Origin of the sequence: Bradyrhizobium sp. 137 (genome assembly GCF_023074095.1) — a bacterium.
Classification (GTDB): domain Bacteria; phylum Pseudomonadota; class Alphaproteobacteria; order Rhizobiales; family Xanthobacteraceae; genus Bradyrhizobium.
The window spans coordinates 71,610-90,346 of the sequence record NZ_JADPKU010000099.1 but is presented as its reverse complement, the minus strand read 5'-3'; the positions used below and the strand labels follow the sequence as shown (position 1 = coordinate 90,346).

The window sequence follows — 18,737 nt, the reverse complement described above, 5'->3', positions numbered from 1 at the left end:
TCAGTTCTGGAGTGCGCTCAAGTGAATCCAAGGGAGCTGGCGATGGCCGACGAAGCGCGTTCGCGACTGGGCCGGGGTCTTGCGAGTCTGATTGGTGATGTCGGCGGCGAGGCTCAGCATGTCGATCGCCCGCGCGCGCAGCGCAAGGTGCCGATCGAATTCATCAAAGCCAATCCGCGCAATCCGCGTCGCACCTTTTCGGAGGCCGAGCTCAAGGAGCTCTCCGACTCCATCAAGCAGCACGGTGTGATCCAGCCGATCGTGGTGCGTCCGGTGAAGGGCGCGCAGGATCGCTACGAGATCATCGCCGGCGAGCGGCGCTGGCGCGCTTCGCAAATGGCTGGCCTGCATGAAGTGCCGATCGTCCCGGTCGACATCAGCGACAGCGATGCGCTGGAGTTCGCGATCGTCGAGAACGTGCAGCGCGAAGACCTCAACCCGATGGAAGAGGCGCAGGGCTATCACGCGCTTGCCAACGAGTTCAAACGCAGCCAGGACGATATCGCAAGAGTCGTCGGCAAGAGCCGCAGCCACGTCGCCAACATGATGCGTCTGACGAAGCTGCCGGCCGAGGTGCAGGCCTTGATCGCAACCGGCGAGCTGACGGCTGGCCATGCTCGCGCACTGATCGGCGTGCCCGATCCGCTCGCGGCCGCCAAGCGCATCGTCGAGGAGGGCCTCAACGTCCGTCAGACCGAGGCGCTTGCGCATGAAGAGGGCGTGCCGGGGCGCAAGCCGCAGAAGGCGCGCGCTGGGGCGAAGGAAAAGGACCCCGATACGGTCGATCTGGAAAAGCGCGTCAGCGACGCGCTCGGTCTCAAGGTCACCGTCAATCACCGCGATCCTGGCGGATCCGTGCAGATCAACTATCGCAACCTCGATCAGCTCGACGAGGTGATGAAGCGGCTCGCGAAGGGCGCGCTGTAGCTCGCGTGTCGTTCCGGAGCTGGGTGCGAAACCGGGATCGTGCGCGGCACGTCCAATCTATTTCCCTCACCCTGAGGAGCTGCGAAGCGGCGTCGCGAAGGGCGGGGATCACAGGCGGGCCTGCATCCTTCGAGACGCGCGCAAGAGCGCGCTCCTCAGGATGAGGGATTACCGCCATCATTGTGACGCGGGACTCTCTCCACACGTCATTGCGAGGAGCATCAGCGACGAAGCAATCCAGAATCTTTCCGCGGAGGGATTCTGGATTGCTTCGCGGAGCCTGGCATCGGGCCGCGCTTTGCGCGGACCCGTTGGCTCGCAATGACGTGGAGAGAATTCGGCTCAGCCCCGCCGCTTTGCATTCGCGGCGATCGCCATCAGCGTGCGCTGGGCGATGGCGGCGGCGAGGGTGGATTGCTTGCGGGTGTCGAGCGCGGCGGTCGCGAGCTGCTCGATGATGGCGGCGAGCCGGGCCGGGCTGAAGTTGCGCAGCGCCGCTTCGACCGCGGGCTTCCGCGAGAAGTGCAGCCGTGGAAAGCCGCCGTCGAGCACGGCTGAGGCCGGCGTCCCGTCGGCAATCGCGAGCGCCGATTTGTGCAGCCACGCGGCCTGGCGCTGCGCGGCGGAGATGATCACGCCGGGATAGGTGCCGGCGATCATGGCCTTGGCGAATTCGGCCTCGACAATGTCGGGCCGGCCGGCAAAGGCGCCATCGACGATGGGATCGAGCTTCAGCTCGGAGGCGTCGGCAACCACGGACATCACGTCATCCAGCGTGACCTCGCCCTTGCCATGGGCATAGAGCGTGAGCTTGCGCAGCTCGTTGCGCGAGGCCTGGCGGTCGCCGCCAAGGAACGACATCAGCGCCGCGCGGGCGTCCTGCGCGATGCGCAGATTGGCGATGCGGAGCTCCTCCTCCATCAGCTTGGCGAGGTCGCGCTCGGTGTCGGGATAGCAGCCGATCGCGACCGCCGTCTTGGCGCGCTCGCACGCCTTGCGCAGCGGCGATTCCGGGCGCAGCTCGCCGGCCTCGATCACGATGCGGCAATCCTTTACGTTCATCTCGGCCAGGGTGTCGATGCCGCTGGCAAAGCTGCGCGAGCCGGCGCGGACGCGGATGGCGCGGCGGCCGCCGAACAGCGGCACCGTCATGGCTTCGTCGACGAGGCGCGACGGCTCGGCGGAGAGCTCGTCGCCGTCGAGCTTGACCAGCGAGAACGGATCGTTGGGATCGTCGACGGCGGATGCGATCAGCGCATCGGCGCGCTCGCGCACGAGGCCCGCGTCGGGACCGTAGAGCAGGATGATCGGGCGGCCCGCATCGGGGCGGGCGAGGAAGGCATCGATCTCTTTTCCGCGCAGCGCGACCATGCCTAGATTGTCATTCCCGGGCGCGCATCGCGCAAAGCCGGAATCCAGAGGTTGGGAATTGAGATTCCGGGTTCACTTCGTGCCCCCGGAATGACGGAAATGAACTACGTGCCCGCGGTGAAGAACGAGGCGAGCCGAGTGTTGATGTTCTCCGCGATCTCGTTGGCGGCACGATCCTCGGCGTCGCGCACGGCGCGGTTGCGGGAGAAGCGCTGATAGGAGCCGGGCATGTCGTAGGACACGCGCGAGAAGGTGGTCCCGGTCATCACCGACTTGCCGGTCGCGACGTCGATCAGATTGTATTGCGCATCGATGCCGTAATTTTCGCTGGTCGGCAGTCCCGTCGCGGCGCTCACGATCAGGGACGAGCGGGTGGTGGTGAAGCGGATCTCCAGGCGGTGGGTCGGCGGCATTCCCGTCGCCGTGCCGTAGAGCTTGAAGGCCAGGGCATTGCGGACCTCGACGCCAACGCGCGCCTCGCGGGAGGCGTTCGCTTTGGCGATCGGCGGCAGCTCGACCCCCATCAGCTTCTCGCGCAGGCCAGGGGTACCGTCGTTGCGCTCGGCATACATCGGCTGGAAGCAGCCGGCCGTCAGCGCCGCCAGGGCGGCGACCGCCAGCAAGCGGGCTGCGATGCGGATCCTAGCCGACAACATTCACGATCCTCTTGGGGACGATGATCACCTTGCGGACGGGCTTGCCGTCCAGGGCCAGCTTTACCGCATCGAGGGCCAAAACGGCAGCCTCGATTTCCGGATTCTGGGCCAGTGTTGCAACTGTGACCTCACCCCGCTTCTTGCCGTTGACCTGGACCACCAGGGTCACGCTGTCTTCAACCAGCAAATCGCGTTCGATTTGGGGCCAATTGGCCTCCGAAACCAGCCCGCTCTGGCCCAAAGCCTGCCAGCACTCCTCGGCCAGATGCGGCATCATCGGGGAGAACAGCTGGACCAGGATCTGGCTGGCCTCCCGGATTGCCCAGGCCAGGTCCGCGGCGGGCTGGCCGGGGCGCTGGAGCACCTCGGATAGGGCATTGGCGAATTCGCGGATATGGGCGAGGCAGACGTTGAAGTGCAGTCGCTCGATGCCGGTCGTGACCTTGTCCAGGGCGCCATGGGCGGCCTTGCGCAAGGCGGTGGCATCTGCCCCGAACGAAGCCGGCCGGGCCGCCGGCGCGTCGTTGCCGAGTTCCTTCGCATCGTTCACCAGCCGCCACAGCCGCTGCACGAAGCGCGATGCGCCCTGGACGCGCTCGTCGCTCCAGATCACGTCGCGATCGGGCGGGGAGTCTGACAGCATGAACCAGCGGGCGACGTCGGCGCCGTAGGTCTCGATGATGTCGTCGGGATCGACAGTGTTCTTCTTCGACTTCGACATCTTCTCGATCGGACCGATCTGGATGTCTTCGCCGGTCGCGAGCAGCGTGGCGCGGCGACCATTGCCGCCGACCTCGACCTTGACCTCGGCCGGCTGCACATAGGAGCCGTCGGCCTTTTGGTAGGTCTCGTGCACCACCATGCCCTGTGTGAACATCCCGGCAAACGGCTCGTCGAGCGCGATGTGCCCAGTCGCCTTCATCGCGCGGGTGAAGAAGCGGCTGTAGAGCAGGTGCAGGATCGCGTGCTCGACGCCGCCGATATACTGATCGACCGGCAGCATCCGGTTGGCGACCGCAGGCGTCGTCGGCGCGTTCTCGTTCCAGGGATCGGTGAAGCGCGCAAAGTACCAGGACGAATCCACGAAAGTGTCCATGGTGTCGGTCTCACGCTGCGCCTTAGCCCCGCATTTCGGGCAGGTGACGTGTTTCCAGGTCGGATGATGATCGAGCGCGTTGCCCGGTCGGTCGAAGGTCGCATCATCCGGCAGCTTCACCGGCAAATCCGCATCCGGCACCGGCACCACATCGCATTTCGGACAGTGGATGACGGGAATCGGGCAGCCCCAGTAGCGCTGGCGCGAAATGCCCCAGTCGCGCAGGCGGAAATTGACCTGCCGCTCGCCGACCGGCGCGTTGCCGCGCAGCTCGCCTTCCAGCCGCTTCGCCACCTCTTCCTTGGCCTGATCGATCGTCATGCCGTCGAGGAAGCGGGAATTGATCATGCGGCCGTCACCGTCATAGGCGGTATCGGTGATGACGAACGATTTCGGATCCTGCCCCTCGGGGCACACCACCGGCGTGTTGCCGAGATTGTACTTGTTGACGAAGTCGAGGTCGCGCTGGTCGTGCGCGGGGCAGCCGAAGATCGCGCCGGTGCCGTATTCCATCAACACGAAGTTGGCGACATAGACCGGCAGCTTCCAGGAGGGATCGAACGGGTGCACTGCGCGGATGCCGGTGTCGAAGCCCTGCTTCTCCGCGGTGTCGATGACCTCCTGCGCGGTGCCGATCTTCTTGATCTCGGTGATGAACTCCGCAAGCGCAGGGTTCTTCGCGGCGGCCGCCTGCGCCAGCGGATGATCCGCCGAGATCGCCATGAACTTCGCGCCGAACAGCGTGTCCGGGCGCGTCGTGAAAATCTTCAGCTCGTTTTCGCCGGCCGTCGTCGCCGCATCCAGCGCAAAGCGGATCAACAGGCCTTCCGAGCGGCCGATCCAGTTGCGCTGCATTAGCCGCACCTTGTCGGGCCAGCGGTGGAGCCCGTCCAGCGCCGACAGCAGCTCCTGCGAGTACTTCGTGATCTTGAAGACCCACTGGTTCATCTCGCGCTGCTCGACGACGGCGCCGGAGCGCCAGCCACGGCCATCGATTACCTGCTCGTTCGCGAGCACGGTCATGTCGACGGGGTCCCAGTTCACCTTGCGCTTCTCGCGCTCGGCGAGCCCTTCGCGGAGGAAGTCGAGAAACATCTTCTGCTGGTGCTTGTAGTAGGAAGGATCGCAGGTCGCGATCTCTCTGGACCAGTCCAGCGACAGCCCGATCGAGCGGAGCTGCTTCTTCATCGCGGCGATGTTGTCGTAGGTCCAGGCCTTGGGCGCGACCTTGCGCTCGATCGCGGCGTTCTCGGCCGGCAGGCCGAAGGCGTCCCAGCCCATCGGGTGCAGCACATTGAACCCCTTGGCGCGCATGAACCGGGCCAGGACGTCACCGAGCGTATAGTTGCGGACATGACCGATATGGATGCGCCCGGAGGGGTAGGGGAACATCTCGAGGACGTAATATTTCGGCCGCGGATCGTCGTTTCGGGAGACGAAGATCGCCTGTTCGTCCCAGAGGCGTTGCCAGCGCGGTTCGGCGTCGCGGGCATTGTAGCGTTCGGAGGTCATGGAATCGTTGGGTTTTCGTGGGTTCGGCCGGCTAAAGACGGCGGACTAGGCCATAAAAGCCTGTAAGGGGTCAATGGGTTGCCGAACGCCGATAGATTTCACGTTTTCCGCTTCAAACCTCCGGTTCGCTACCGAGGTAGGTCCAGTTTGAGGTGCAATTAACGAGCTGAGCGCCAGTCTCGAGCGCGGCAACCGCGCGCTCTATCTTGCAAGAGCAGCGGCCGCAATCGCGCCGTTACGGAGAGCGAGTTCGATCGGGAGCGGATGGCCGGCTAGCCTGCCATCGCGATCTCGGTCGCGCCGGTCTCGATCGCCTGCACGCCGTGCTCGACGACGTTGTTGCGGCCGCGGTGTTTTGCGGCGTAGAGCGCGGCGTCGGCGGCTTCGATGAGGTCACCGGGGCGCAGTGTCTCGTTTGGCTTCGTCGCTGCAACGCCGATCGAGACGGTGACGATCATATGCGCGGAGGTGATATGCGGCAGGCAGAGTTTCAACACGGCCGCGCGGACGAGTTCGCCGATTTCGACGGCGCGGGCGACGTCGGTGTTCGGCAGCAGCAGACAGAATTCCTCGCCGCCATAGCGCGCCGCGAAACCCATCGTGTCGGCGGCAATACCGGACAGCGATTCGCCGAGCCGGGTCAGGCAGGAATCGCCTTCGAGATGGCCATAAGTGTCGTTGAAGAGCTTGAAGTGGTCGACGTCGATCATCAGAAGCGCGAGGTCGCTGCCATATTGCTGGGCGCGCATCCATTCGAAATCGAGCCGGCTCTGGAAGCCGCGACGGTTTGCGAGACCGGACAGCATGTCGATCGATGCCATCACCGTCAGGCGGTCGTTGCTCGCGATCAGCTCGCGCTCGCGCTGACTCAATTGCGCGGCCATCGCATTGAACGCGCGCGCCAGCGGCACGAACTCGGCGGGCAGGCGAGTACGCGCCGCCCGCGCCGACAGATCGCCTTCGCCGAGACGCTTGGCCATGTCGGCCAGCATCTCGATCGGCTTGATCACCAGTTTCTCGGCGGCGATCAGCGCGCCGAGCAGGACGAACACGACGACGAAGGCGAGCTGAAGATAGGCGGTGCGGATGTCGCGGCTCACCGCCGCGGACACCTTGTCCTCGTCGATGCTTGCGATCAGGCGGGCATTGGTGCCGGCGATGCGGATGTAGCTGACCGCGCGGCGGGAGCCGTCGGCAGCTAGAAAGGACAGCGCGCCTTCATCCTGGTCGGACCGCAGCGCCCTGTCGGCGATCGCCGACATCAGCGGCATGTTGTCGAGGGGACGGCCGACCGCGCTGTGCTGGTCGGCGGGCGCGGCCAGTACGGTGCCGGCGCTGTCGACGAGAACCGCCGTGATGCCGGCGCGTCCGCCGAGATTGCTCATAACCTTCGACATCCAGTCGAGGTTGACGGTGGCGAGCACGACGGCATCCGGAACGCCGCTGAAGGCGGACACCGGATAAACCGCCATGACGGTCGGCGTCGGCGCGGGCCGCGACAGGATGAAGTCGCTCAGCACGAAACGGCCGGTTTCCTGTGCCTGCAGGAAGTAGGGCCGGTCACTGAGATCGAGGCCGACATACATGTTGTTGGTGGCGCACTGGATGCGGCCGTCCTGGCCCGCGATTAGAAGCGTGCGGATCCAGGGCAGGCTCGACGGCAGGCTCGCACGCAGCACGTCGCAGCTCTTGCTGATCCCGCCGGCGGACGCCCGAATGAAGGCCTCCGATTTCAGGATGGTCTCGACCGACGAGATCACCTCGCGCTGCGCATCGGCGCTGTGCCTTGCGACGGTGGTGAATTCGGCGGCGGCCTGCGCGATCTGCCGCGCGCGCGTGTCTTCGAGCGAACGGATGCGCTCGAGCATCAAGGGGGCCACCAGAATCACCGCGAGCAACGCGAGCCGCGCCCGGATTCCGAGAACCTGCTTGAGTTTGGCTCGTTTGCGGTTGAGACTGACGCTTGCCATCTTCGCTACCCACCCCACGGGCAAGGTAAAGCGAAGGGTTCAAAAACTCTTTCTTGAACTCGGTAAAATTGGACTTACCTGCGGTTACGACCACAACCGTTCGACGTCATGACAGAAGCCAACGCCGCGCCGGCAACCGGCCATTCACCAAACGGGCTCGCCGCAGTCGAGGCCGAAATTGCACGTGCCTGCAAGGATGCGCAGCGCGATCGCGCCTCCGTGACGCTGATCGCAGTGTCCAAGACTTTCGCCGCGGATACGATTACCCCGGTGATCGACGCCGGACAGCGCGTATTCGGCGAAAATCGGGTCCAGGAGGCCAAAGGCAAGTGGCCCGCGTTAATGTCTGTCTACTCGGACATCGCGCTGCATCTGATCGGGCCGCTGCAATCCAACAAGGCGAAGGAGGCGGTCGCGCTGTTCGATGCCATCCATTCGGTCGACCGTCCGAGCATTTGCCAAGCGTTAGCCAAGGAAATCGAATCCCAGAACAAGCACCCGCAGCTGTTCGTCCAGATCAACACCGGCGAGGAGCCGCAGAAGGCCGGCGTCGCGCCCGGCGAGGCCGATGCCTTCCTCGCGAGCTGCCGCGACACCTATGGGCTGACGATTTCCGGCCTGATGTGCATCCCGCCGATCGACGAACCGCCGGCGGCGCACTTTGCTCTCACCGCCAAGATCGCGGCGCGCAATGGCCTGAAGAACCTGTCGATGGGCATGAGCGCGGATTTTGTGACCGCGATCATGCTCGGCGCCACCCATGTCCGCGTGGGAAGCGCGATCTTCGGGCATCGGTGAGAGCCGTAGGCGAAGGGCCGTGGGGCAACGGTCTTGATTTCGTCATTGCGAGCGAAGCGAAGCAATCCAGAGTCTTTCCACGTATGCATTTCGGGATTGCTTCACTTCCCCCGCAATGACGGCGGAAGGGGCCGCACCTACGCAAACCCCACCGACACCTTGCCCAGCACGCCGAAATCCACCGCAAAATGATCGCCGGCCTGGATCGGCAGCGGCGGATGGCCCATGCCCGGGGTCACCACCTCCGCTGCCCGATCTGATCCCTGTCGAGCATGCGTCCTCACCCGATGATGATTTTCGTTCTTGGTCCCAATCGTCGCAGCAATTGCAGCATCGCAGATCTCGTCATGGCGACGCAGCCTGCGGTCGGGCCGAAATTGTCGCGGGCGAGGTGCAAGAACACCGCGCTGCCGCGGCCGGCGATGCGCGGCCTCGTGTTGTGGTCGATCTCGATGATGAAATCATAGAGATGGTCGCTCCGCTTGAGCCGGTCACCGCCCTGCCCTTCGCCGAGCCGGATACCTTGGTTGTAATGACGGTCTTTGGGGTCCTCGCACCAGGCGTCCTCGCCGGTGATGATCCGGGCCGGCAAGAATGTCTGCGGACGGCTGTGCCGATCGCCCCGCCACCACAACCGCCTGGGGCGGAAGCTGCCTTTCGGGGTGCCGCCGTCGCCCTCGCGCTTGTTGGCGAGGATGCCGCCGCGTCCCAGCGCCACCGGTATCGTCAGTGCTCCGGCCGTCAGCCAGCCCCGGCGGGGATTGCCGGCGGCACGCCCAACGCGGATCGCGGACAGCGGCCCGGCACTTCGGTTCATGGTGTAACTAGCTGACGCAGCTTTGTTTTTCATGTGAACGTGCGATGTCGAATTCATTACAGGACATTCATCAAAACGCCCTGCTATTCTGGGTTAGAGTGGTTCTGGCTTGTGAATCGGTAACAGCCCACTACTTCAACACGAACAACAATAACAACGGCGACCCCTAACTTTCCCTCGCGGCTGGGTGCGGCATGGATGCGCGCCGAGCCGGATCCAAAAGGATGACCCCCTATGGCCAATGCCCGCAAGATCCTGATCGTGGATGACGATACCGATCTGCGCGATACGTTGGTGGAGCAATTATCGCTGCACGAAGAATTCGAAGCATCCGCCGTCGATACCGGCGCCAAGGGCGCAAGCGCCGCAAAGGCCAATGCTCCCGATCTCGTTCTGATGGATGTCGGCCTGCCCGACACCGATGGTCGCGAGGTGGTTCGCTCGTTACGCAAGGGCGGCTTCAAGGCCCCGATCATCATGCTGACCGGCCACGACACCGATTCCGACACCATTTTGGGGCTGGAGTCCGGCGCCAACGATTATGTGGCAAAGCCCTTCCGCTTCGCCGTGCTGCTCGCCCGCATCCGCGCCCAGCTTCGCCAGCACGAGGCCAGCGAGGACGCGGTGTTCTCGGTCGGCCCCTACTCTTTCCGCCCCGGCTCGAAGATGCTGACGGCAGCGAACGCGCGCAAGGTCCGCCTCACCGAAAAGGAGACCGCCATCCTCCGCTTCCTCTACCGGGCCGGCCAGATGCCGGTGTCGCGCGAGACGCTGCTCCAGGAGGTCTGGGGTTATAATTCCGGCGTCACCACCCACACGCTGGAAACCCACATCTACCGCCTTCGCCAGAAGATCGAGAAGGACGCCGCCAACCCGGAAATCCTGGTCACGGAAGCCGGTGGCTACAAGCTGGTGCCGTGATACGCTTCAGGGGCCTGCGAATCGTTAGATCGCGTGCCCTTGAGCCTCGGACCTGAATGTCAATCGACGACGATGTAGCGCTTCTCGAGCGTGTCCCGACACTGCGCCTGTTGGGAGACGCCTCGTTGCGCATGCTGGCGATCGGCTCCGAGCAGCGCAACTTCGTCCGCGGCGACGTCCTGTTCAATCTCGGCGACGATGCCGACGCCGGCTTCGTGGTCCAGCGCGGCGCCTTCCGGGTCGATGACGGCGCCGGTGCCGAAATGATCGCCGGTCCCGGCGCCCTGATCGGCGAGCTCGCGCTGGTGGTGCCGATGAAGCGGCCGTCGACCGCGGTCGCGCTGGAGCACGCCTCCGTCATCCGCATCGCGCGCAGCCTGTTCCAGCGCGTGCTCGAAAGCGACCCCGCCGCCGCGGTTCGCCTGCGCGACGAATTCGCAGTCCGCTCCAGCCAGATCGCCAGCGATATTTTGATGGCCGGTGCGAAGCTGACGTCGTGAGTGATCCTCATGGTGAGGAGGCGCGTCAGCGCCGTCTCGAACCATGAAGGCCCGGACATCGCCCGCAGCCCATCCTTCGAGACGCGCGCACGCGCGCTCCTCAGAATGAGGGCGTCAGGCGTGATGGACGGTGCTAAACCTCGAGCGTCACCGTCACCGGGACATGGTCCGACGGCCGCTCCCAGCTCCGCGCATCGCGAAGGATCTTGAAATCCTGAACCGCATCCTTCAGCGCGCGCGAGACCCAGATGTGGTCGAGCCGGCGGCCGCGATCGCCGACGGTCCAGTCGGGGGAGCGATAGCTCCACCACGTATAGACCTTCTCCGACATCGGGATGCGCTCGCGCGCGACATCGATCCATTCGCCGGCAGCCAGCGCCGCCTTCAGCTTCTCGGTTTCGATCGGGGTGTGCGAAACCACCTTCAGAAGCTGCTTGTGCGACCAGACGTCGTTCTCGTGCGGGGCGACGTTGAGGTCGCCGACGAGGATGTGGCGGTCCTGCCCTCGCGGATGCAGCGGCTCGCAGGCTCTCATCTCGTCGAGGAAGCGCAGCTTGTGGTCGAACTTCTCGTTCAGCGCGGGATCGGGAATGTCGCCGCCGGCGGGCACGTAGAAATTATGCACGATCAGCGGCTTTGCGATGTTGGCCGTGCCGCCGAACGACACCGAGATGTGGCGGGAATCCAGCTTGTCGCAGAAGGTCCGGATGTCCTTCGACTCGAACGGAATCTTCGAGACGATGGCGACGCCGTGATAGCCCTTCTGCCCGTTCAGCGCGACGTGCTCATAGCCGAGCCGCTTGAAACGCTTGAGCGGAAAGGCGTCGTCGATGCATTTGGTCTCCTGCAGGCACAGCACGTCCGGCCGCGCGCTCTTGAGGAATTTCGCGACCAGATCGATGCGTAGCCGCACCGAATTGATGTTCCAGGTTGTCAGGGAAAAACGCATGGGACGTGCGTCTTAGCAAGCTCTCGCAGGATGGGCAAAGGCGCAGCGCGACGTGCCCACGTCTTTTCCAGCTTGGAAATGCGAGGTCTCGCAGCACGGGCACAGCAATTTGTCCGGTGCAGCTCGAAGAGCGAAGCGTGCCCACTATGCCTGCCGCGAGGAAAGAGATGGTGGGCACGGCGCAAGGGCACCTTCGCTCACCCTACGGCGATAGAACGTTCAACCTGGCGATGGGCCGTAATTGGTGAAATCGATCTTGAACATGTTGGGATCGAGCTTCTTGCTCGAATCCAGATTGTAGACCGCGATCGTGGTGTCGTAGCCCTGCGGATCGGTGACGGTCCACTGCTTCAACTGACCGTCCTTGGCGCCAAACATCAAGAGGAGACGGCTGGTGCCGACCAGCGCCTGCTTCTCCTCGATGGTAACGCTAATGAAGACGTCGTCAGCCGATACGTTGACGACGTTGGTGTCTCTCATCAGGTCGATGCGATCGGACAGCAGGAAACGCAGCGGCGTCTGCGACAGCGGATACACGTCCTGGGTTGCGAGCTTGCGATCACGCACCACCAGCGACGATCCGTCGGCGACGATGTCGATCGGGCTCGGCGCATCATATTCGAAGCGGACCTTGCCCGGCTTCTGGATGTAGAAATCGCCCTGCGTCTTGCTGCCGTCGGGGCCGACCTGAACGAAATTCCCGACCAGCGTCTGAAGCGAGGACAGATAGGCGCTGACCTTGGCGGCCTGTGCCTTCTGGTTGGCGTCGAAGGTCTGGAAGATGCTGCTCGGCACGTTGCGGCGCGGATCCGGGATGACCGGATTCGGTGGCGTCTGCGTCGCACCGGTGATAGCTGGCCCGCCCGCGGCGCCGCCGTCACGTCCCTTCGGCGCGGGCTTGGGCACAGGCACAGTCTGCGCCAGCGACGCTGCGGTCACCATCGCGGCGGTCACCAGAAGCACGCCGGCCACCCGCGCGCTACGCGCAGCGATGGTGGCAGCGAATCGAATGTCCGTATGTCTGATCAACGCGTCGTCCTAACGTGGCTGGGCGCCTTCTTAGCGTGATTTCGGCCAAAAGCAGATATCGATTCTGCGTGAAATGATGTCTCGAGGTCCCTTGCCTCACATATGGCTGTCTTCTTCCTCGACCAGAATCTCACGCTTGCCGGCATGGTTGGCGGGCCCGACGATGCCTTCCAGTTCCATGCGCTCCATCAGCGATGCAGCGCGGTTATAGCCGATTTGCAGGCGGCGCTGGATGTAGCTGGTCGAGGCCTTGCGGTCACGTTTGACGATGGCAACGGCCTGCGCAAATAAATCGCCGCCGCCGTCGGCACCCATGCCCGTGGCGTCGAACACCGCGCCATCCTCGTCCTCGGTGGGCTCTTCGGCCGTGACCGCTTCGAGATATTCGGGCTGGCCCTGCGTCTTGAGGTGACGCACCACCTTCTCGACCTCCTCGTCGGAGGCAAAAGGTCCGTGCACGCGGCTGATGCGGCCGCCGCCGGCCATGTAGAGCATGTCGCCCTGGCCGAGCAGCTGCTCGGCGCCCATCTCGCCGAGGATGGTGCGGCTGTCGATCTTGGACGTCACCTGGAAAGCGATGCGGGTCGGGAAGTTCGCCTTGATGGTGCCGGTGATGACGTCGACCGACGGACGCTGCGTGGCGAGGATCACGTGCAAGCCGGCGGCGCGCGCCATCTGCGCCAGACGCTGCACCGCGCCTTCGATGTCCTTGCCGGCGACCATCATCAGGTCGGCCATTTCGTCGACGATGATGACGATGTAGGGCAGCGGGTCGAGCGAGAGCTTCTCTTCCTCGTAGATCGCCTTGCCGGTCTCCTTGTCGAAGCCGGTATGCACCGTGCGCGTCGGCTCCTCGCCCTTGGCCTTCAATTCGAGCAGGCGCGTGTTGTAGCCATCGATGTTGCGCACACCGAGCTTGGCCATGTTCTTGTAGCGCTCTTCCATCTCGCGCACGGCCCATTTCAGCGCAACCACCGCCTTCTTCGGATCGGTCACAACCGGCGTGAGCAGATGGGGGATGCCGTCATAGACGGAGAGTTCGAGCATCTTCGGATCGACCATGATCAGCCGGCACTGGTCGGGGCGCAGCCTATAGACCAGGCTGAGGATCATGGTGTTGATGGCGACCGATTTGCCGGAGCCGGTGGTACCGGCGATCAGCATGTGCGGCGTGCGCGCTAGGTCGATGATGACGGGATCGCCGCCGATGGTCTTGCCGAGGCAGAGCGGCAGCTTTGCAACCGTGTCGGTCGCCTCTTTCGCCACCAGCAGTTCGCGCAGATAGACTTTTTCCCGGTGCGCGTTCGGCAGCTCGATGCCGATCGCGTTACGGCCGGGCACGACCGCGACGCGGGCGGATAGCGCGCTCATCGAGCGCGCGATGTCGTCGGCAAGCCCGATCACGCGCGACGACTTGATGCCGGGCGCCGGCTCCAGCTCGTACAGCGTGACGACGGGACCCGGATTGGCCTTCACGATCTCGCCGCGCACGCCGAAATCCTGGAGCACGCCTTCGAGGGAGCGGGAATTGGTTTCAAGCTCGGCCTTGCTGAGCGGCTGGCGGTCGCCGGCCTTTGGCGCGGCGAGCATGGAGACGGACGGAAGATCGAACTTGTCGGAGGATTTCTTGGCAGGAGTTTTCGGAGCAGCCTTCTTGCGCGGGGCGCGCGCGGCGGGCTCCTCCTCTTCCTCCTCGTCTTCCTCTTCCTCTTCTTCGTACTCGTCCGCGTGGTCCTCGTCCTCGGACTGCGGTGTGATCGAGGGCGCGCCGCGGCCGCCGCCGAGATTGGGCTCCTGACGACTGAACGCAACGGGCTTGGTCTTCGGCCCGCTCGAGACCAGCGAGCGGTAAGCGGCGCCGAGCAGCCAGATCAGTCGCGCCTTGGTGCTCATCAAGGCGTGGAACAGCCAGCCCAGCGACACCGAGCCGCGATCGCTCTCCTCGTCTGCGTCGAGCGGTTTGTCGTCGTTTTCGATATCCGCGAACTCGTCGTCATGCTCGCGCGCGCCGAGACCACAGGCGATCAGGAAGGTCGCCGTCATCGCGGCGAACAGGATCGTGCCGAGCAAGATGCGGTAGATCGTGCCGGCCGGCCCAAAGATCACTGCGGGTGCGCGTACCAGGGCATCGCCGACCACGCCGCCAAGGCCGGTCGGCAGCGGCCAGGCGCCGCCATGCGGCCAGCAGCTGACGAAGCCCGCCGCGATCACCGTGCAGAGAATCCAGGAGCCGAGCCGCAGCGCTTCGCGGTCGAATGGCCGATGCGTCATCATGCGCCAGCCCCAGACCGCGACGGTCAGGACCAGCATGATCGCGCCGAGCCCGAGAATCTGCATTGCAAGATCGGCGCCGATCGCGCCGGCATAGCCGAGGATGTTGCGGATCGGCCGTGAGGTGGCGTGGCTGAGGCTGGGATCCTGCACCGACCAGGTCATCAGCGCCGCCGACGCGACGCCGGACAGCGCGACCAGGCCGAGGCCGGTGAGCTCGCGCAGGCGCCGCGCCAACCCCTCGCGGATCGAGGGCGGCAGATGGCCGACCAGTGGAATGACACGTTCGATTGCCGACATGCTCATGGGCCCCGCCTAACCCAGAGTCTCGACCAGGCGGTGCAGCGCCTGCGCCGTGGTCTCGCCATCCTGCACCAGCGCGAGGCGAATGTAGCCTGCGCCGGGATTGAAGCCGTCGGGCTGGAGCCGCGCCAGATAGCTGCCGGGCACCACGCGCACGCCTGCTTCCTTGAAGAGTCTCAGCGTCACGGACACGTCGTCGCCGATCGCGGACGTGTCGAGCCAGACGCAGAAGCCGGCATCGGGCCGGCGGTAGCCGTAACGATTGCCGATGATCTGGTCGGCGAGATCGAACTTGATCCGGTAGAGCCTGCGGTTCTCCTCGACATGCGTTTCGTCGCCGTAAGCAACGGTCGCGACATGCTGGAGCGGCACCGGCACTTGCGGCGCCGCGATGTTGCGCAGCTCCAGGAACATGCCGATGAACTTCTTGTCACCGGCGGCAAAACCGACGCGCAGGCCCGGAAGGTTGGAGCGCTTCGAGAGCGACTGGAACGCGACCACGCGGGTGAAATCGGGGCCGGCGCATTCGAGCGCGCTGCCCGGTGCCTGGCGGGTGTAGATTTCCGAATAGCACTCGTCGCTGAGAATCACGAAGCCGTGGCGATCGGCGAGTTGCTTCAACCGCTTGAAATAATCGGGTGTGGCGACCGAGCCCTGCGGGTTGGCGGGCGAGGCGAGATAGAACGCCACCGTGCGCGCCAGCGTCGCCTCATCGATGGCATCGAGATCGGGCAGGAAGCCGTTGTCGACGGTGGTCGGCAGATAGACTGGCTCGCAAGCTGCTGCGAGGGCGCCGGCGCCATAGACCGGATAGAACGGGTTCGGCATCAGGACGGCGGGCTTGCCCGGGCGCGGGCCGACATAGCGCGCGGCTGCGATCGCGGCGAGGAACAGCCCCTCGCGGCTGCCGTTGAGGACGAGAATCTCGCTCTCGGGGTCGAGCGCCCGGGGCAGGTTGAAACGCGACGACAGCCAGGCGCCGGCGGCTTTGCGGAACGGGTCGGTGCCCTTGTTCATGGGGTATCGGCCGAAATCGGCGATGTGCTTGGCCAGCACTGGGCCGACGAAATCAGGCACCGGATGCTGGGGTTCCCCGACCGCAAGCGTGATCAAGGGCTTACCCGGCTGATGCGGGGCCAAGAGCTCGTTCAGCCGGACGAAGGGCGAGCGTTCGGTCTCGGAGCTTCCACCGGTCTGCGGCGCACGGGATGAAGCGGTCATAGCCATTCTGGGCGCCAGCACTCTTGGAACAGCCGGTCGCGCGAAGGCACCGGCGGGAAGCGGTTCAGTTCACCATAGATAGGGCGAGGTTAAGACGCGATTAACCATCGGTCGCCGCCTCCGTCCAGAGCGGGAATATTGAGGCGGGATGACGGCGGGATCCATGGCGCTTTTGTCGAGGTCCACGCTTCTCGTCGCTGGCGGCGCTTGATCGTGCTCTTCCCGGGAACGTCGATGTTTCGGCGACGTCATAGCCGGGACAAGCCCGGCCAAGAGGAGCTTCGTGACAGTCGCGCAACGGCAATCTTTTCTTCGGCACCCCGATCGAAAGAAAGGGGCTCCAGCTTGCGCTGGAGCCCCTCAACGGTCAGGGCATTGCCGGGTATGTGCCCGAACCGTAGGTCTGGTCGCGGTCCCCAAGGAGATCGCGACCGGGAGGAGAGTTACATGTTGTAGGCGCGCTCGGTGTGCTCGGTGATATCGAGGCCTTCACGTTCGCTCTCGACATTGGTGCGGAGACCAACGATCACGTCGACGACCTTATAGAGGATCGCCGAACCGATGCCCGACCACACCAGCGTCGTGCCGACGCCCCAGAGCTGGGCGATCATCTGCGTTGCGAAGTCATAATCGGCAGCCTTCGGCGGGATCGCGGTATAGTCCATGATGCCGGCACCACCCAACGCGGGGTTGACGAGGATGCCGGTGCCGATCGCGCCGACGATGCCGCCGACGCAGTGCACGCCGAACACGTCGAGCGAGTCGTCATAGCCCAGCGCGTTCTTCACGGCGGTGCAGAAGAACAGGCAGACCACGCCGACCACAAGGCCGAGAACGATCGCACCCATCACGCCGGAGTAACCGGCCGCAGGCGTGACCGCCACGAGGCCCGCGACAGCGCCGGAGATGACGCCGAGCACCGAGGGATGACCCTTGATGATCCACTCCGCGAACATCCACGACAGCGCGGCGGCTGCGGTGGCGACGAAGGAGTTGGTCATGGCGAGCGCAGCGCCGCCGTTGGCCTCGAGGTTGGACCCGGCGTTGAAGCCGAACCAGCCGACCCAGAGCAGCGAGGCACCGATCATCGACATGGTCAGCGAGTGCGGAGCCATCAGCTCCTTGCCGTAGCCGACGCGCTTGCCGATCAGCAGAGCGCCGACGAGACCTGCGATGCCGGCGTTGATGTGCACCACGGTGCCGCCCGCGAAGTCGATCGCGCCCTTCTTGAAGATCCAGCCGGCGTCGGCATTGATCTCGTCGAGCTTGGCCTGCGCCGCGGTCTTGGCTGCCGCGTCACCCGCCGCTGCGAGGGCCTTGGCCGCATCCTGAATCATGTCCGGGCCGGGCCAGTACCAGACCATGTGCGCGATCGGGAAGTAGATCAGCGTGACCCAAAGCGGGATGAAGAGCGCGATCGCCGCGAACTTCATGCGCTCGGCGAAGGCGCCGACGATGAGGGCGGGCGTGATCGCCGCGAAGGTCATCTGGAAGCAGACATAGATGAGCTCCGAGATGTTGGCGTCGACCGAGAAGGTTGCGGCCTTGGTATCGGTGGTCACGCCCATCATGAAGGCCTTGGAGAAGCCGCCGATGAAGTCGGAGCCTCCGGTGAAGGTGAGGCTGTAGCCGTAGACGGCCCAGATCACGGTGACGACGCAGACGGTGTAGAACACCTGCATCAGAACCGAGAGCATGTTCTTGGAACGGACGAGGCCGCCGTAGAACAGCGCGAGGCCGGGGATCGTCATCAACAGCACAAGCACTGTCGATGTCAGCATCCAGGCGTTGTCTCCCTTGTTGACCGTTGGCTCGGCATAGGCTGCGGTCGCAGCGAACAGGCCGACTGCGAGAGCCGCCAGTCCCGCGCCATAGGGACGCTTAAACGTCATTTTATTCACTCCTGATTGGATAAAGGTTGAGCGCGAAATCAAAGGGCCGCGGCGTCGGCCTCGCCGGTGCGGATGCGCACCGCATGGTCGAGGTTGATGACGAAGATCTTGCCGTCGCCGATCTGGCCGGTTTTCGCGGCAGACGTGATGGCGTCGACGGTTTTGTCGACCTGGTCGGAGGCGATAGCGACCTCGATCTTAATCTTGGGCAGGAAGCTCACGGCATATTCGGCGCCGCGGTAGATTTCCGTATGGCCCTTCTGGCGGCCATATCCCTTGACTTCCGTCACCGTGAGACCGTGAACGCCGATGGCGGTCAGGGCGTCACGGACTTCTTCCAGCTTGAATGGCTTGATAATCGCCATAACAATTTTCATGGGTCCTATCCCCGCTTTGGCCCGGTCCGGACATGGCCGGGCGTTCTCGACTGGTTCGCCACGAGGGAGAAGTTCACTACGCGGGCACAGCCGGGACCCTAGAATCAAATGCCGTGCCAGATCAGGC

At 64.5% G+C, this 18,737-nt stretch carries 15 protein-coding genes and 1 pseudogene; 4 read left to right on the top strand and 12 right to left on the bottom strand.

Going from position 1 to position 18,737, the window contains the following annotated elements:
• Positions 1-42: 42 nt before the first annotated feature.
• Positions 43-927, top strand: a complete 885-nt coding sequence (locus IVA78_RS25965; protein WP_247276614.1) for a ParB/RepB/Spo0J family partition protein — start codon at positions 43-45, stop codon at positions 925-927.
• Positions 928-1,269: 342 nt separating this feature from the next.
• Here IVA78_RS25965 and holA read toward each other — a convergent pair whose 3' ends face one another.
• The 4 genes from holA to IVA78_RS25945 all read right to left on the bottom strand — a co-directional run bounded on the left by holA (position 1,270) and on the right by IVA78_RS25945 (position 7,532).
• Positions 1,270-2,298: a DNA polymerase III subunit delta gene (gene holA, locus IVA78_RS25960; protein ID WP_247421376.1), complete on the bottom strand. Its 1,029-nt coding sequence runs from the start codon at positions 2,296-2,298 to the stop codon at positions 1,270-1,272.
• Positions 2,299-2,402: 104 nt separating this feature from the next.
• A complete protein-coding gene (gene lptE / locus IVA78_RS25955; RefSeq protein ID WP_247279959.1) occupies positions 2,403-2,954 on the bottom strand; it encodes an LPS assembly lipoprotein LptE in 552 nt (183 codons plus the stop codon).
• Complete coding sequence (leuS, locus tag IVA78_RS25950; RefSeq protein ID WP_247421373.1) at positions 2,941-5,562, bottom strand: leucine--tRNA ligase; 2,622 nt, start codon at positions 5,560-5,562, stop codon at positions 2,941-2,943. The genes lptE and leuS overlap by 14 nt, the downstream gene beginning before the upstream one ends.
• A gap of 272 nt (positions 5,563-5,834) precedes the next feature.
• On the bottom strand, positions 5,835-7,532 hold the full coding sequence (locus IVA78_RS25945) for a diguanylate cyclase (RefSeq protein ID WP_247279961.1): 1,698 nt from the start codon (positions 7,530-7,532) through the stop codon (positions 5,835-5,837).
• Between the two features lie 108 nt (positions 7,533-7,640).
• Here IVA78_RS25945 and IVA78_RS25940 point away from each other — a divergent pair, with 108 nt between their 5' ends.
• Positions 7,641-8,330 carry a YggS family pyridoxal phosphate-dependent enzyme gene (locus IVA78_RS25940; RefSeq protein WP_247279962.1) on the top strand — a complete coding sequence of 230 codons (690 nt, stop codon included), beginning with the start codon at positions 7,641-7,643 and terminating at the stop codon, positions 8,328-8,330.
• 137 nt (positions 8,331-8,467) lie between these two features.
• On the opposite strand, the pseudogene IVA78_RS25935 reads toward IVA78_RS25940, so the two are convergent.
• Positions 8,468-8,584: pseudogene (locus IVA78_RS25935) on the bottom strand (hydratase); the annotation flags it as partial.
• Between the two features lie 26 nt (positions 8,585-8,610).
• Positions 8,611-9,147, bottom strand: coding sequence for a L,D-transpeptidase family protein (locus IVA78_RS25930; RefSeq protein ID WP_247468518.1), 537 nt, complete (start codon positions 9,145-9,147; stop codon positions 8,611-8,613).
• Positions 9,148-9,381: 234 nt separating this feature from the next.
• Between IVA78_RS25930 and IVA78_RS25925 the strand changes: the two genes are divergently transcribed.
• Together IVA78_RS25925 and IVA78_RS25920 are read left to right on the top strand one after the other, a co-directional pair.
• Positions 9,382-10,068 carry a response regulator transcription factor gene (locus tag IVA78_RS25925; protein ID WP_007598630.1) on the top strand — a complete coding sequence of 229 codons (687 nt, stop codon included), beginning with the start codon at positions 9,382-9,384 and terminating at the stop codon, positions 10,066-10,068.
• Positions 10,069-10,124: 56 nt separating this feature from the next.
• Entirely contained in the window at positions 10,125-10,568 is a 444-nt protein-coding gene (locus IVA78_RS25920; protein ID WP_247279964.1) for a cyclic nucleotide-binding domain-containing protein, read from the top strand.
• Between the two features lie 133 nt (positions 10,569-10,701).
• On the opposite strand, the gene xth is transcribed toward IVA78_RS25920, so the two are convergent.
• From xth to IVA78_RS25890, 6 genes are all read right to left on the bottom strand, one after another.
• Positions 10,702-11,517 carry an exodeoxyribonuclease III gene (xth, locus tag IVA78_RS25915; protein ID WP_247279965.1) on the bottom strand — a complete coding sequence of 272 codons (816 nt, stop codon included), beginning with the start codon at positions 11,515-11,517 and terminating at the stop codon, positions 10,702-10,704.
• 219 nt (positions 11,518-11,736) lie between these two features.
• Positions 11,737-12,489 carry an outer membrane lipoprotein carrier protein LolA gene (locus IVA78_RS25910; protein WP_247280038.1) on the bottom strand — a complete coding sequence of 251 codons (753 nt, stop codon included), beginning with the start codon at positions 12,487-12,489 and terminating at the stop codon, positions 11,737-11,739.
• A gap of 153 nt (positions 12,490-12,642) precedes the next feature.
• Positions 12,643-15,123 (bottom strand): DNA translocase FtsK, encoded by a 2,481-nt coding sequence (locus tag IVA78_RS25905; protein WP_247421361.1) that lies wholly within the window; start codon positions 15,121-15,123, stop codon positions 12,643-12,645.
• Positions 15,124-15,132: 9 nt separating this feature from the next.
• Positions 15,133-16,347 carry an aminotransferase class I/II-fold pyridoxal phosphate-dependent enzyme gene (locus IVA78_RS25900; RefSeq protein ID WP_247421358.1) on the bottom strand — a complete coding sequence of 405 codons (1,215 nt, stop codon included), beginning with the start codon at positions 16,345-16,347 and terminating at the stop codon, positions 15,133-15,135.
• A 437-nt stretch (positions 16,348-16,784) separates the two neighbouring features.
• Positions 16,785-18,233 carry an ammonium transporter gene (locus tag IVA78_RS25895; RefSeq protein ID WP_247279968.1) on the bottom strand — a complete coding sequence of 483 codons (1,449 nt, stop codon included), beginning with the start codon at positions 18,231-18,233 and terminating at the stop codon, positions 16,785-16,787.
• A gap of 38 nt (positions 18,234-18,271) precedes the next feature.
• Positions 18,272-18,610, bottom strand: coding sequence for a P-II family nitrogen regulator (locus IVA78_RS25890; protein WP_247279969.1), 339 nt, complete (start codon positions 18,608-18,610; stop codon positions 18,272-18,274).
• Positions 18,611-18,737: the final 127 nt, after the last annotated feature.

What these genes read in the sequence shown, in the direction of transcription:
- IVA78_RS25965 (WP_247276614.1), top strand. Translation starts at nt 43, where the DNA reads ATGGCCGACGAAGCGCGTTCGCGACTGGGCCGGGGTCTTGCGAGTCTG.
- holA (WP_247421376.1), bottom strand. Translation starts at nt 2,298, where the DNA reads ATGGTCGCGCTGCGCGGAAAAGAGATCGATGCCTTCCTCGCCCGCCCC.
- lptE (WP_247279959.1), bottom strand. Translation starts at nt 2,954, where the DNA reads ATGTTGTCGGCTAGGATCCGCATCGCAGCCCGCTTGCTGGCGGTCGCC.
- leuS (WP_247421373.1), bottom strand. Translation starts at nt 5,562, where the DNA reads ATGACCTCCGAACGCTACAATGCCCGCGACGCCGAACCGCGCTGGCAA.
- IVA78_RS25945 (WP_247279961.1), bottom strand. Translation starts at nt 7,532, where the DNA reads ATGGCAAGCGTCAGTCTCAACCGCAAACGAGCCAAACTCAAGCAGGTT.
- IVA78_RS25940 (WP_247279962.1), top strand. Translation starts at nt 7,641, where the DNA reads ATGACAGAAGCCAACGCCGCGCCGGCAACCGGCCATTCACCAAACGGG.
- IVA78_RS25930 (WP_247468518.1), bottom strand. Translation starts at nt 9,147, where the DNA reads ATGAACCGAAGTGCCGGGCCGCTGTCCGCGATCCGCGTTGGGCGTGCC.
- IVA78_RS25925 (WP_007598630.1), top strand. Translation starts at nt 9,382, where the DNA reads ATGGCCAATGCCCGCAAGATCCTGATCGTGGATGACGATACCGATCTG.
- IVA78_RS25920 (WP_247279964.1), top strand. Translation starts at nt 10,125, where the DNA reads ATGTCAATCGACGACGATGTAGCGCTTCTCGAGCGTGTCCCGACACTG.
- xth (WP_247279965.1), bottom strand. Translation starts at nt 11,517, where the DNA reads ATGCGTTTTTCCCTGACAACCTGGAACATCAATTCGGTGCGGCTACGC.
- IVA78_RS25905 (WP_247421361.1), bottom strand. Translation starts at nt 15,123, where the DNA reads ATGAGCATGTCGGCAATCGAACGTGTCATTCCACTGGTCGGCCATCTG.
- IVA78_RS25900 (WP_247421358.1), bottom strand. Translation starts at nt 16,347, where the DNA reads ATGGCTATGACCGCTTCATCCCGTGCGCCGCAGACCGGTGGAAGCTCC.
- IVA78_RS25895 (WP_247279968.1), bottom strand. Translation starts at nt 18,233, where the DNA reads ATGACGTTTAAGCGTCCCTATGGCGCGGGACTGGCGGCTCTCGCAGTC.
- IVA78_RS25890 (WP_247279969.1), bottom strand. Translation starts at nt 18,610, where the DNA reads ATGAAAATTGTTATGGCGATTATCAAGCCATTCAAGCTGGAAGAAGTC.